This window comes from Flavobacterium sp. GNP008 (assembly GCF_056428965.1).
Genome location: NZ_JBWJVL010000003.1, coordinates 520,852 through 533,778, shown reverse-complemented (window position 1 = coordinate 533,778; position 12,927 = coordinate 520,852). Strand labels below are relative to the sequence as shown.

The 12,927-nt window shown below is 34.6% G+C and carries 10 protein-coding genes and 1 tRNA gene; 6 read left to right on the top strand and 5 right to left on the bottom strand.

The features are described from left to right. The first annotated feature begins 70 nt into the window (after nt 1–70). The 3 genes from AC0608_RS11825 to AC0608_RS11815 all read left to right on the top strand — a co-directional run bounded on the left by AC0608_RS11825 (nt 71) and on the right by AC0608_RS11815 (nt 2,956). On the top strand, nt 71–841 hold the full coding sequence (locus tag AC0608_RS11825; protein ID WP_417961265.1) for a dienelactone hydrolase family protein: 771 nt from the start codon (nt 71–73) through the stop codon (nt 839–841). 99 nt (nt 842–940) lie between these two features. Continuing rightward, nucleotides 941–1,939, top strand: coding sequence for a DUF3667 domain-containing protein (locus tag AC0608_RS11820; RefSeq protein ID WP_417961267.1), 999 nt, complete (start codon nt 941–943; stop codon nt 1,937–1,939). Between the two features lie 3 nt (nt 1,940–1,942). Further along, a complete protein-coding gene (locus tag AC0608_RS11815) occupies nt 1,943–2,956 on the top strand; it encodes a M28 family metallopeptidase (RefSeq protein WP_478289187.1) in 1,014 nt (337 codons plus the stop codon). Nucleotides 2,957–3,126: 170 nt separating this feature from the next. On the opposite strand, the gene AC0608_RS11810 is transcribed toward AC0608_RS11815, so the two are convergent. The 5 genes from AC0608_RS11810 to AC0608_RS11790 all read right to left on the bottom strand — a co-directional run bounded on the left by AC0608_RS11810 (nt 3,127) and on the right by AC0608_RS11790 (nt 7,143). Then, nucleotides 3,127–4,323 (bottom strand): PAS domain-containing sensor histidine kinase, encoded by a 1,197-nt coding sequence (locus AC0608_RS11810; protein ID WP_478289186.1) that lies wholly within the window; start codon nt 4,321–4,323, stop codon nt 3,127–3,129. Between the two features lie 313 nt (nt 4,324–4,636). After that, nucleotides 4,637–4,712, bottom strand: a tRNA-His gene (locus tag AC0608_RS11805). A 74-nt stretch (nt 4,713–4,786) separates the two neighbouring features. Continuing rightward, nucleotides 4,787–5,503 carry a bacillithiol biosynthesis deacetylase BshB1 gene (gene bshB1 / locus AC0608_RS11800; RefSeq protein WP_417961273.1) on the bottom strand — a complete coding sequence of 239 codons (717 nt, stop codon included), beginning with the start codon at nt 5,501–5,503 and terminating at the stop codon, nt 4,787–4,789. Between the two features lie 97 nt (nt 5,504–5,600). Then, a complete protein-coding gene (locus tag AC0608_RS11795) occupies nt 5,601–6,671 on the bottom strand; it encodes an isochorismate synthase (RefSeq protein WP_478289185.1) in 1,071 nt (356 codons plus the stop codon). Between the two features lie 37 nt (nt 6,672–6,708). After that, nucleotides 6,709–7,143, bottom strand: a complete 435-nt coding sequence (locus AC0608_RS11790) for a PaaI family thioesterase (RefSeq protein WP_478289184.1) — start codon at nt 7,141–7,143, stop codon at nt 6,709–6,711. A 116-nt stretch (nt 7,144–7,259) separates the two neighbouring features. Here AC0608_RS11790 and AC0608_RS11785 point away from each other — a divergent pair, with 116 nt between their 5' ends. From AC0608_RS11785 to AC0608_RS11775, 3 genes are all read left to right on the top strand, one after another. Further along, entirely contained in the window at nt 7,260–8,786 is a 1,527-nt protein-coding gene (locus AC0608_RS11785; RefSeq protein WP_478289183.1) for a hypothetical protein, read from the top strand. A 153-nt stretch (nt 8,787–8,939) separates the two neighbouring features. Beyond that, a complete protein-coding gene (locus AC0608_RS11780; protein ID WP_478289182.1) occupies nt 8,940–10,709 on the top strand; it encodes an endonuclease in 1,770 nt (589 codons plus the stop codon). Between the two features lie 313 nt (nt 10,710–11,022). Further along, on the top strand, nt 11,023–12,858 hold the full coding sequence (locus AC0608_RS11775) for an endonuclease (protein WP_478289181.1): 1,836 nt from the start codon (nt 11,023–11,025) through the stop codon (nt 12,856–12,858). Nucleotides 12,859–12,927 lie beyond the last annotated feature (69 nt).

Here is a 12,927-nt window from a genome sequence, read left to right as displayed (position 1 = left end):
GAGAAACAAATTATGGGACACGTTTCGTGATAAATTATTTTAGATATTTGTATAAACTAAATAAACTGATATGAAAAACATTTGCTTTTCCCTTTTAGGATTTCTATTACTATCCTATAGTTCATTTGCACAATTGAAGCCAGTGAAATACACTGATAATAATCAAAAATTAAACGGATTGTTGAGTACTCCAAAAAATGGAGGTAAAAACAAACCCGGAATTCTTATACTTCCGGCTTGGAAAGGTATTGATAATCATGCTAAAGATTCCGCAAAAAAACTTTCCAATATGGGATATTATGCATTTGTAGCTGATATTTATGGGGAGGGAAATTATCCTACAAGTGTACAAGAGGCCGGAAAACAGTCTGGCTTTTATAAAAATAATGTAAGTGATTATCAAAGACGCATAAAATTAGCTTTAGATCAGTTAGTTAAAGCTGGCGCAAATCCGGATAATATTGTTGTAATTGGTTATTGTTTTGGAGGTACAGGAGTACTTGAAGCAGCTAGGGCAGGTATGAAAATTCAAGGAGTAGTTTCTTTTCATGGAGGCTTAGGGCGTGATGCTACTAGAATGAATAATCCTATCAGGACAAAAGTTTTAGTGCTTCACGGTGCAGATGATAACTATGTTCCTCCTGCAGAAGTAACTGCTTTTCAACAAGAAATGAGAGATACTAAAGCCGATTGGGAAATGATTTATTATGCAAATTCAGTACATGCTTTCACAGATCCTGAAGCTGGGAATGATAACTCTAAAGGAGCCGCTTACAATGAAAAAGCCGCAAAACGTTCTTGGGAACGCATGAATTCTTTCTTAAAAGAAGTATTGAAATAATTTATTGAATATAATTTTTTAAAAACAGTATAAGTTCTAGATTTTTGTTAGTTTTATAAATTGAAATGCAACAAAATTTAGAATTTATACTGTTTTTTTATGTCAAAAAGTAAAATCAGGAACGACAAAACCTGTCTTAATTGTAGGTATGTGGTTGAAAATCGATTCTGTCCAAATTGTGGTCAGGAAAACACTGATACCAGAAAAACGTTTCATCACCTTTTTATCCATTTTTTTGAGGATTTGACACATTATGAAAATGCTTTTTGGAGGACCATAAAAAATCTCTTATTTAAACCTGCTGCATTAACGAAAGAATACCTTTCCGGAAAACGATTGTCATATTTGGCGCCAGTTCGACTTTATATTTTTATCAGCTTTATCACGTTTCTATTAATTGCCATCTTCCCTACTGAAATCAATTCTTCAGAAAAAAATACGAAAAAAACAGCTGCCATTACCACCAAAAATAAGTCGTTTCAAAACAAGTCAATTAAAAATAACCAATCAAATCCAGAAGACGGAAATCAATTGTTTAATTTTGGCTACGAATCTGTAGAACAGTTAGATTCTATTCAAAAAAATGCTCCAGAATCTGAAAAATTATCCGATTTTAATTATTGGATGAACAAAAAAATTCAAATTGTTAAAGAAAAAAACACACAAAGCGAACTTATTGAAAAATTCGTTAGTTCCTTTATACATAATTTACCCAAGGTTCTTTTTATACTAATGCCACTCTTTGCCCTTTTTCTTTGGCTGTTCCATAATAAAAAACGGTGGTATTATTTTGATCACGGAATTTTTACATTGCATTATTTCTCTTTTTTATTACTGCTTTTTTTACTGTTGTTCCTAATTAACAAAGGACTTTCCTTAATTGAAAACTTAAACATCGGTTCTTTCCTGTTGGCAGTGATTAATTTTATCGGTATAGGATGGATGATTTATTATTTCTTTCCGGCACACCATCGATTTTATGGGGAGACTCGCATTATATCTTTTATAAAAAGTAGCCTACTGTTTTTTATCAACTTTGTCTTAATCATAATTATTTTATCAATTTTTGCTATTTACACTTTTATTAATTTACATTAAAAAATGAAAAAAATTCCTCTATTAGGTTTACTGGTTGTTACAACCATAAGCTGTACCACTCAAAAATTTAGTGTTTCAAATACAGACCCTACAAAGTATATGAACACCATTACCGCTGAAGAATTAAAAACACATCTTTACATAGTGGCTTCAGATGAAATGGAAGGCCGGGAAACTGGATCTGCAGGACAAAAAAAAGCTGGTGTTTACCTCATCAATCAATATAAAAAAAATGAAATACCATTTCCCAATGGCGCAACTGACTATTACCAAAAAATTCCAGCAGCTTTCTTAAATGCCAAACGAAACGAAAACTTACCCGATTCCGAAAATATTTGGGCTTTCATTGAAGGTTCTGAAAAACCAAATGAAGTACTTGTGATTTCTGCGCATTATGATCATGTAGGGATTAAAAATGGAGAAATTTACAATGGTGCAGATGATGATGGTTCCGGAACTGTTGCTATGTTAGAAATTGCACAAGCATTCCAAATTGCTAAAAAAGCAGGACACGGTCCAAAACGCTCGGTTTTATTTCTGCATGTAACCGGAGAAGAACATGGTTTGCATGGATCCAGATACTACTCTGAAAACCCCTTATTCCCGCTTGCTAATACAATTACTGACATCAATATTGATATGATAGGCCGCCGTGATGAAGCCCATAAAGCCAGCAGTAATTATGTATATGTTATTGGAGCAAACCGGTTATCCAGTGATTTAGATACCATTTGTACCCTAGCAAACGCTAAATACACCAAATTGGATTTAGATTACAAATACAATGATCCAAAAGACCCAAACCATTTCTATGAACGCTCAGATCATTATAATTTTGCTAAACATGGGATTCCGTCTGTATTCTTTTTCAATGGAGTTCATGCTGATTATCATAAACCAACCGACAGTCCAGACAAAATTGAATACGATGCCCTAACAAAAAGAGCTCAATTTGCATTTGTAACCGCTTGGGAACTGGCAAATCGTCCAGAAAGACCTGTTGTAGATAAAAAATAGATGAAGCACTTGGGCACTTCAAAGTTTTCACTACATTTCAAACAGTTGGGATATCCGTTTCAATCTTTATTGTGATAAAAAATCACAATAAAGGTTTACAATCCAATCCCTTTTGCACCATAAAAAAAGAGCTTTGAAGTAATTTCAAAGCTCTTTTTTTATGAATTTTATTAAAATCTTTTGTCAAATTCTATTTTATCAGCACTATCAATTTTATACATGGGCTTCTCAAGAGGCAATGTAAAATAAAAAGTAGATCCTATTCCTTCGACACTTTCGACCCATATTTCACCGTCATTTTTTTCTAGAAATCCTTTTACTAATAACAAACCTATTCCGGCTCCCTTGTTGTCTTTCCTAGCCTTAGAAAGTGTACTCATTTGTGGGGTAAAAAGTTTGCTTTGTACCTCTTTAGACATTCCTATCCCTGAATCCTTTATCTGAATTATTACTTTTTCTGCTGTAATCTCAGCCGAAACCTCAATTTTCCCTCCAAGTAAAGAATGCTTAATGGCATTAGAAATTATGTTTTGAAGAATAGAAAGTAACATTTTTCCATCTGCAAAAACGATTGTATTAGATTCAATCTTGTTATGAAGATTTATGGAATTCAAAGAAGCCGTTTCATGCAATGATTCAAAAGCCATTTGCACAGAATTAAAAAGTTCAATTTTTGTCGGAGAAAATACTTCTGAAGCATACTTTATTCTAGCCCATTCTACTAAATTGTCTAGCATGTTTAACTCATCAACAGCAGTTTTGTGAAGCAAATGAAGCATTTCTTTTACAATATCAGAATCTAAACTGTTTAGATTTGTTTTCAGATATTCTGCCGTTCCAATAATTCCAGATAATGGACTTCTTAAATCATGGGAAACAATTGCAAGAACATTCTCTTTGTGCGTATTAAGATCTTCCAGTTCTTTTACATATTTTTTTATAGCATCCTCTGATTTCTTTCTCTCGGTCAAATCTCGCAAAATTTTAACATATCCTAACATCTCGCCCTCAATTCCAATAAGCGGAAAAACCAAACCATAGGCGTAAAACAAACTTTGATCCTTACAAACGTGCCATCTGTTATCAGTTGCTCTTCCCTCTATTAAGGCAGCTTGAATTTCTGTTTGCGGAATACCATTTTGTATGTCATCTTCCGTAAAAATAACATCAAAATGCTGTCCTATAATTTCATCCGTCTCGTATCCAAATATTTTTGACGAACCAGAACTCCAGCTATTAATTATAAATTCTTTATCAAGTGTAAAAATCGAATAATCTTGTAAACTATCTATTATTTGGCTATAAAACTCGGCTGTTGGAAGGTAATTGCGTTTAAGAATTTTAGAATTTATTTTCTCGTTTTCCATTAAATTATGTAAAAAATATTTAAAATTTTGAAAGATTATTTCGGTTTGATTTCACTATAAAATGTGCTCAAAGATACACAAAAGAAAATACGATTTCCATAAAACAAATATTATACCTTAAGCAGGAATTTATATCCTAAAAGTTGTTGTCTTGAATTGTTTAATCCTTAAATCATAAACAACTGCTTTGATAATAGCACGTTAATACCGGTTTCTCTTTTACAACTATCAAGCCGATAAAGTATTGCCAACGATATCTTGAAACTTTATCCCACAAAAAAAGCCTCGAATTTCTTCGAAGCTTTTGCTTTCTGGGTGGGAGACGGGGCTCGAACCCGCGACCCTCGGTACCACAAACCGATGCTCTAACCAACTGAGCTACAACCACCATTTGCTTAGCGGTTGCAAATATACGACATAAGTTTACTTCTGCAAATATTTTTTTTAAAAATTTACATCAAATTCATATCAAATCTCCTAAGCTATTGACTGCCAAATATCTTTCTACCGTAAAACCTTCAGCGTATTCTACTCCTGTCAGTCTTCCTAGATCTCTCGATCGATAATTTAGACTTTCTAAGAAATTTTTACTGGTTATTGGCGACTCAGGTTCGTTAGAAGTTGCATCATAAAACTGAGAACCATAAGCCATAATAGATTCCGTTTTTTTATCCGTATAACCGGTAATATCAACCACAAAATCCGGCGCTATATTTTTCCACTGTATGTAATGATACACTAATTTTGGTCGCCATGCCGTTTGTTTCTCTCCGGCTAATGAGGTTTCGATTTTCATTAAACCAGATAAAAAACAAGCATCTGATACCAGTTTACTTCCCTTTGAATGATCAATATGACGGTCATCAATGGCATTACACAAAACGATTTCTGGTTTATACTTGCGAATCATTTTTATGATTTCCAATTGGTGCTTTTCATCATTCATAAAAAAACCATCTCGCATTTCTAAATTTTCTCGCACGGTAACCCCCAGAATTTTTGCAGCAGCATTCGCTTCTTGATCTCTAATTTCTGCTGAACCACGAGTTCCTAATTCCCCACGGGTCAAATCGATAATCCCAACTGTTTTTCCTAAAGAGATTTCCTTTAAAATAGTTCCTGCACAACCCAATTCCACATCATCAGGATGCGCACCAAAAGCAAGTATATCTAATTTCATTTCAATTCGTTTAAAGTTCTGTTTTTTAAAGTTATAGATCATCTGCAATCTATAACCATCTGTTTTTTTGTATGAAACAAAAATTATATCTCTACAACTATTGCAGATCTAATATTTTTTTCATTGTCATTGATTTATAGACACTTTCTTTCCATTCCTTATCTGGAATACTGTCTTTTGTAATACCACAGCCCACATATAAATACGCCTGTTGATCTTTGATTTGCATGCATCGTAAATTGACGTACAAATCAGATTTTAATTCTTCTTTATGAAATCCTTCCTTGTTCAATTCCCCTAAAAAACCCGTGTAATATTCTCTATCATAGCCTTCATTTTCAATAATAAACTCTTTAGCGGCTTCTTTTGGCAATCCGCACACGGCAGGGGTTGGATGCAAAACGGAAACTAGTGTATTTAAACTTGAATTCTCATTAATTATCCCTTCAATATCTGTTTTAATATGTGCTAAAGTTCCTGCTTGGAGAGTGTAAGGGCTAGAAACGGCTACTTCGGAAGTCAGGTTCTTTAGATTGTTCAATATAAAATCGGTAACAAATTGCTGCTCTTCTATTTCTTTTTTCTTCCAGACAACTTCCGTTGTGTTTTTAATTTTTTGCGTGCCCGCCAATGCCATCGTATAAAAGGTATTATTATTGGACTTTAATAATCGCTCTGGTGTAGCGCCCATCCATAATCCTATTTTTGGATGAAACCAACAATAGCAAAAAGCAGTTGGATACTTTTCAATTAATTTTTCGAAAATTGAAACAAGATCGAAAACGGACAAGTCGACAATTTCTTTTCTGGATAGGACTACTTTTTTTAAAGTCCCTTTTGCAATAGCATCAACTCCTTTTTGAACAAGCATTTCAAAATGTGATTTAGCTTGATCATTTTCTGAATATATGATTTCAGTATCATCTTTTTCCCTAGAAGAAGTGATTAGAGTTTCCCATTTTACAGATTGATTTTTAGGAATCAATATCATTTGGCTTCCTTCAAATGGGGCAAAAACAAAACCAGTTTCTTCAAAATTTTCAGCAAAATACAAATGATCGTTATTTTGAAAAAATCCGACTACTTTAATATTATTTGGTTTTCTGTACAATACAAAAGGTAAATTTTGAGCTTTGTGTTGTTTTACTTTTATAAAAAAATCAATCATATATTACATTTAAAAATAAATTTCAATAAAAAACTACTCAATTCACATTTTTCCTTTTTGGCAAAATCATATTTGTCAACTTACAAAGTGAAATTAATGAATCGTTTTCATCAGTAATTCGGATTTCCCAAAGATGGATACTTCTCCCTTTGTGAACAATTCTAGCTGTAGCTGTTACAACTCCCTCCCTTTTTGCTTTCAAGTGATTGGCTGAAATCTCAATTCCACGAACTTCACTCAATTCAGCGTTTACATATAACATTGAAGCAGCACTTCCCACGCTTTCGGCTAAAGCCACAGATGCACCTCCATGTAACAGACCCATAGGTTGATGTACCAATGGATTTACAGGCATTGTTGCTACTAAAAAATCTTCTCCTGCATCAGTATATTCAATATTCAAGGTTTGCATGAGAGTATTTTTAGAAATTTCATTGCAATATTGAAGTATTTTTTCTTTGTCGAATGTCATAATTATTTATTTTTAAAATGTAAAAATAAATAAAAGATGAGTTCCATAACAGTAATTACAATTGTTATTCTGATTTCAAAATAGATTTTTCCTATTTTTACAAAAAATCTAATTGAATGCGTCTCAAAATAGTATTGCTTTATATTGGAATAGTATTCGCTATTAGTTCTTGCCGTTCTGATTTTGAAACTGTAGCCAGTTCAGGTGATTTGAAATTTTCAAAAGACACCATCTACTTAGATACTGTTTTTACCAATATAGGTTCCAGTACCTATAGACTCAAAGTATACAACAAAAGTAAAAATGACATCACTATTCCAAGTATTAAATTAGGGAAAGGATTGAATTCAAAATACCGAATGACGGTAGATGGAATGCAGGGAACAGAAGGAAAAACATTCAATAATATAGTTCTTTTGGCAAAAGACAGTTTGTATATTTTCATAGAAACTACCGCTAATATTGCCGATGCCAACCCAACCGATTTTTTATACACGGACCAAATTCAATTTGATAGTGGCTCCAATCTTCAAAATGTGGAACTGGTAACCCTTATACAAGATGCCGTTTTTTTATATCCAAAACGTTTTGCGGATGGAACCACCGAAACTCTCCCTATTGGTAAAGAAAAAATTGATGGTTTTTATCTTGATGATACTGACTCTACAAATGGCAATGAATTGTTGTTTACCAATGCAAAACCGTATGTAATTTATGGCTATGCAGCTGTTCCTGCTAATAAAACGGTAACTTTCGAAGCGGGAGCCCGAGTCCATTTTCATGCTAATTCTGGACTTATTGTTGCCAGCAAAGCGTCGATCCAAGTGAATGGGACACGATCTATTACTAATAAACTAGAGAACGAAGTCATTTTTGAAGGTGACCGACTTGAACCAGATTTTTCGGATGTGCCTGGACAATGGGGAAGCATTTGGCTTATCGATGGCAGTACTAATAATAGTATTAACCACCTTACTATCAAGAATGCAACTATTGGATTATTGATTCAAAATAATGATGGCACAACCGTTTCCGTCAAAAACACCCAAATTTACAATAGCAGTAACTACGGAATTTTAGCGCAGACCGCAAGAATAGATGGAGAAAATCTAGTCATCAATAATGCGGGACAAGCGAGTCTGGCCTGCACATATGGCGGAAATTATAAATTCACCCATTGTACTTTCAATAACAACTGGAACAGTTCACAACAAGTAGCTGTTTTAGTCAGTAATAATATTCCTGGAGCAAGTCCTGAAGTAAAAGACCTTACAGCCGCAACATTCAATAACTGCATCATTTATGGTTCGTATGCTAACGAAATGATTATAAATAAAAAGACGGATGCTACTTTCGAATATCAATTCAACAATTGTCTGATTAAATTTGACAACATATCCAATTCATTTACAACGAATCCAAAGTATCAATTCAATACAGACCCAGCACATTACAATGCTACACTTTTAAACAAGGATCCAAAATTCCTGAATGTTTCACAGAACAAATTTAATATTGACCAAACTTCTGCCGCTTTCGCTAACGGAAATCCAGCATATTTGATTTTATTAGATATTACAGGAAATGCCAGAACGCTCCCTCCAGATTTAGGCGCCTATCAAAACAACACCTTTCCAAAATAGATCTTTGCCAATAGCCCTCCATACCTTTAAAACAGTGAAGAACTCTTGATTTAATTAAACATTTAGTAACATCTAGTAGCGCTATAAATATTATTTTTGTTTAGACTTTACTTTAACAAATCAAATTTATTTAAACTAATCGTTTATTAGACTATGAAACAAATCTACTCGCTACTCTCTTTATTTCTTTGTATCTTAGGTTATGCTCAAGCTCCAACTGGATATTATGCGAATGCCACCGGTACAGGTTACACATTAAAAACACAATTATACACCATTATTAAAGACCATGCTGTAAAGGATTATGCCGGTTTATACATCACTTATGAAACTTCTGATATTGATAATTTCTTTGAAAAGGACGGAACTGTTTTAGATATGTACTCTGAAAACCCTGCTGGTGCTGATCCATATACGTACACTATTGCAACTACGCAACGATGCGGAAACTATACCAATGAAGGCGACTGTTACAATCGAGAACATATTATCCCACAATCCGTATTTAATGAACAATCCCCAATGGTTTCTGATGCACATTTTATTACGCCTACTGACGGAAAAGTAAACGGGATTAGGTCTAATTACCCACATTCCGTGGTAGCGAGTGCAACTGAAATTACTAGAAATGGAAGTAAACTTGGAGCGAGTACAACTTCAGGGTATACAGGTCCGGTTTTTGAACCAATAGATGAATTTAAAGGAGATATTGCCCGAATGTATTTCTATTTTGCAACCCGTTATGAGAATACTGTTGCCGGATATTCGTACCCTATGTTTAACAATTCAACTAATAAAGTTTTTACTACTGCATTTTTAAATCAGTTATTGGCTTGGCACAATCAAGATCCGGTAAGCGTTAGAGAAATTGCCCGTAACAATGCTATTTATGCGCGTCAAAACAACAGAAACCCTTATATAGATCATCCTGAATATGCTACCGCTGTCTGGCAAACTGAGGTTGCAGATACGGTAGCTCCTACTGCAGCTACTAACTTAACCGTTACTGCTACAACATCAAACTCCGCTACTTTGACTTGGACAGCTGCTACAGATAATGTTGGTGTAACTGGATATGATCTGTATGTAAACGGAGGCTTAAAAACTACTGTGACTGGATTAACGGCTACAGTGACTGGATTAGCTGCAGCTACAACTTATTCGTTTTATAGTATAGCTAGAGATGCCGAAAGAAATTCTTCGGTTGCTAGTACCACTGTACAAGGAACCACACAAGCTCCCGCAGCCGGCACAACTTCTTGTGCCTCGGAAGATTTTCAAACAATTCCTGTAAATGCAAGTTCTTATGGCACACAAACCTGGACTAATGCTGGAATAACCTGGACTGCTACTGATTCTCGTACAGATCAAGTGTTAAATGCAAGAGCAATAACAATTAGAAATGGGACTCTTACCTCTTCTGATGTTGCAAATGGAATCAAAGATTTAACAATAACGACCCAACTTATTTTTTCTGGATCTAGTGGAAATTTTAAAGTACGTGTCAACGGTACTGAAGTAGGTACGATCCCTTACAGCTCAACTGCTACAACTACAAGTATCTCAGGTCTTAATATAACAGGAAATGTAATAGTAAGTTTTACAGATAATAGTTCTGCTACCAATAGAGTTCGGTTTGACGACCTATCTTGGACTTGCGCTACTTCACTTGCAGTGAAAGAACTGGAAGAACAAAGTTTCGATATCTTTCCAAATCCCTCGAATGGAAATGTCAAAATAAATTTCGATAATTCAGATAAAAAACATTCTGTTCAAGTCTTTTCAATTTCGGGACAGAAAATTTTTGATAAAGAATATAGTAACGGTTCATCTGGATCGATAAACAATCTACAAAAAGGAATTTATTTAATTAAAATAACAAATGATTCTACATCGGTTACTAAAAAACTAATTGTAAACTAATTTGGAAGAAATAATAAATTAAAGCGGCTTACATTGCCGCTTTTTTTGTGTTCCTTTTAGCGCTACCCTCGCTTTTTTTCTATAATTTAAATTACATTTTTTTACTACTATCCAGCTTAAATAGATCTCTTTCTTTGGGCTACTTTCTTAAAGTAAGATTACAACTACTTTACCTTAACTATTAGCATTTATGTTAACAAAACCATAATTATCTTCATAATTTATTAACATAAACCATCATAAAAGTTATAAATTTGCGCGCCTACCGTTTTAAAAACGGTAACAACCCCATAACCTAAAACAACTTTAAATTATGAAAAAAATCTACTCTGTATTATTATTGTTATTCATCATGACCGTAAGTGCACAAGTTCCAAGTGGCTATTACACTAATGCCTCCGGAACGGGTTACACCTTAAAAACGCAACTATACAATATCATAAAAGGGCATACCGATAACGGATATGCAGGTTTGTACACTATTTATCAGACCTCTGACAGGGATTATTACTTTGAAAATGATGCTACCATATTAGACATGTATTCTGAAAATCCTTCAGGAACAGATCCCTACACCTATTCTTCCGGCACCACCCAAAGATGTGGTACTTACAGCGTAGAAGGCGATTGCTACAATAGAGAACACATCATTCCGCAGTCTACTTTTAGTTCAGCAGCTCCAATGGTTTCAGATGCCCATTTCATCACACCCACAGACGGAAAAGTTAATGGCCAACGGTCTAATTATCCGCACGGACCGGTAACTTCTGCAACTTGGACTTCTTTAAACGGTAGTAAACTTGGAGCGAGTACAACTGCTGGTTATTCTGGACCTATATTCGAACCTATTAATGAATTTAAAGGAGATATTGCCCGAATGTATTTTTATTTTGCCACCCGTTACGAAAATACAGTTGCAGGTTATTCGTATGCGATGTTTAATGGCACCAGCAATCAAGTTTTTACAACCGCTTTTTTAAACTTATTGATCACTTGGCACAATCAAGATCCGGTAAGTACCCGAGAAATTGATCGTAATAATGCTATCTACACGGCTCAAAACAATAGGAATCCATACATTGATCATCCGGAATATGTACAAGCAATCTGGAACCCGACTGCAGATGCACAAGCACCTACCACTCCAACGAGTTTAGTCGCTTCTGGAACTACATCAAACTCCGTTTCATTAAGCTGGAATGCTTCCACTGATAATATTGGGGTGAATGGATATAATGTATACCTGAACAGTGCTTTAAAAACAACAGTAACCAGTACAACAACAACTATTTCTGGACTAACCGCTTCTACTGCCTACTCTTTCTCGGTCAAAGCTACAGACGCTGCAGGAAATATCTCTGGAGCGAGTAATACGGTAAATGCAACAACTAGTGCTACCGGTGGCTCTGCTGCAACCGATTTATTATTTTCGGAATATATTGAAGGCTCATCAAACAACAAGGCATTGGAGATTTCAAATGCAACGGGTACAGCAATTAACTTATCGATTTATCGCATCAAAAAGCAAACGAATGGAGCTGGTGCTTGGAGTACAGGATTAGCCCTAACAGGGACTTTGAACAACGGTAGTAAATACACAATCGTAAATAGTTCTATGGCTTCCTCCTGTTATCCTACAAGCTCAGCAAACCTTTCTACATCAGCAACTGAAATGACTTTTAATGGAAATGATGCTGTAGGTTTATTCAAAAATGGAGTCCTAATTGACATCATTGGAACTTTTAACGGCGGAACGGCAAACTTTGCAGCGGATCAAACCCTAAGAAGAAAAGCTTCCGTTACATCACCAACGACTACTTTCAATAAAACAACCCAATGGGATTCCTTCACATCAGATACGTGTAACAATTTAGGTAGCCGTATGGTTGAAAAAACGCCAAAAGCCAGCGATACTTTAGACATCAATGATATTGCTCTCTATCCAAATCCATCCAATGGAAATTTTGCTATCAACAATTCGAATAAAATATATTCTATCGAAATCTACTCCATCATTGGTCAGAAAATTTACAGTGAAGAAAACAGCACTAAATCTGAAATTTCCCTGCCAAATAGTGCAAAAGGAATCTATTTGGTTCGAGTTACTATCGATTCAAATTCGGTCATTAAGAAATTAATAATCAACTAATTAAAAAAGCGGCAAATTGCCGCTTTTTTTTTATTCAAAATTTAATCTTAATTGACTAAATTTGCACCG

What these genes read in the sequence shown, in the direction of transcription:
- AC0608_RS11825 (WP_417961265.1), top strand. Translation starts at nt 71, where the DNA reads ATGAAAAACATTTGCTTTTCCCTTTTAGGATTTCTATTACTATCCTAT.
- AC0608_RS11820 (WP_417961267.1), top strand. Translation starts at nt 941, where the DNA reads ATGTCAAAAAGTAAAATCAGGAACGACAAAACCTGTCTTAATTGTAGG.
- AC0608_RS11815 (WP_478289187.1), top strand. Translation starts at nt 1,943, where the DNA reads ATGAAAAAAATTCCTCTATTAGGTTTACTGGTTGTTACAACCATAAGC.
- AC0608_RS11810 (WP_478289186.1), bottom strand. Translation starts at nt 4,323, where the DNA reads ATGGAAAACGAGAAAATAAATTCTAAAATTCTTAAACGCAATTACCTT.
- bshB1 (WP_417961273.1), bottom strand. Translation starts at nt 5,503, where the DNA reads ATGAAATTAGATATACTTGCTTTTGGTGCGCATCCTGATGATGTGGAA.
- AC0608_RS11795 (WP_478289185.1), bottom strand. Translation starts at nt 6,671, where the DNA reads ATGATTGATTTTTTTATAAAAGTAAAACAACACAAAGCTCAAAATTTA.
- AC0608_RS11790 (WP_478289184.1), bottom strand. Translation starts at nt 7,143, where the DNA reads ATGACATTCGACAAAGAAAAAATACTTCAATATTGCAATGAAATTTCT.
- AC0608_RS11785 (WP_478289183.1), top strand. Translation starts at nt 7,260, where the DNA reads ATGCGTCTCAAAATAGTATTGCTTTATATTGGAATAGTATTCGCTATT.
- AC0608_RS11780 (WP_478289182.1), top strand. Translation starts at nt 8,940, where the DNA reads ATGAAACAAATCTACTCGCTACTCTCTTTATTTCTTTGTATCTTAGGT.
- AC0608_RS11775 (WP_478289181.1), top strand. Translation starts at nt 11,023, where the DNA reads ATGAAAAAAATCTACTCTGTATTATTATTGTTATTCATCATGACCGTA.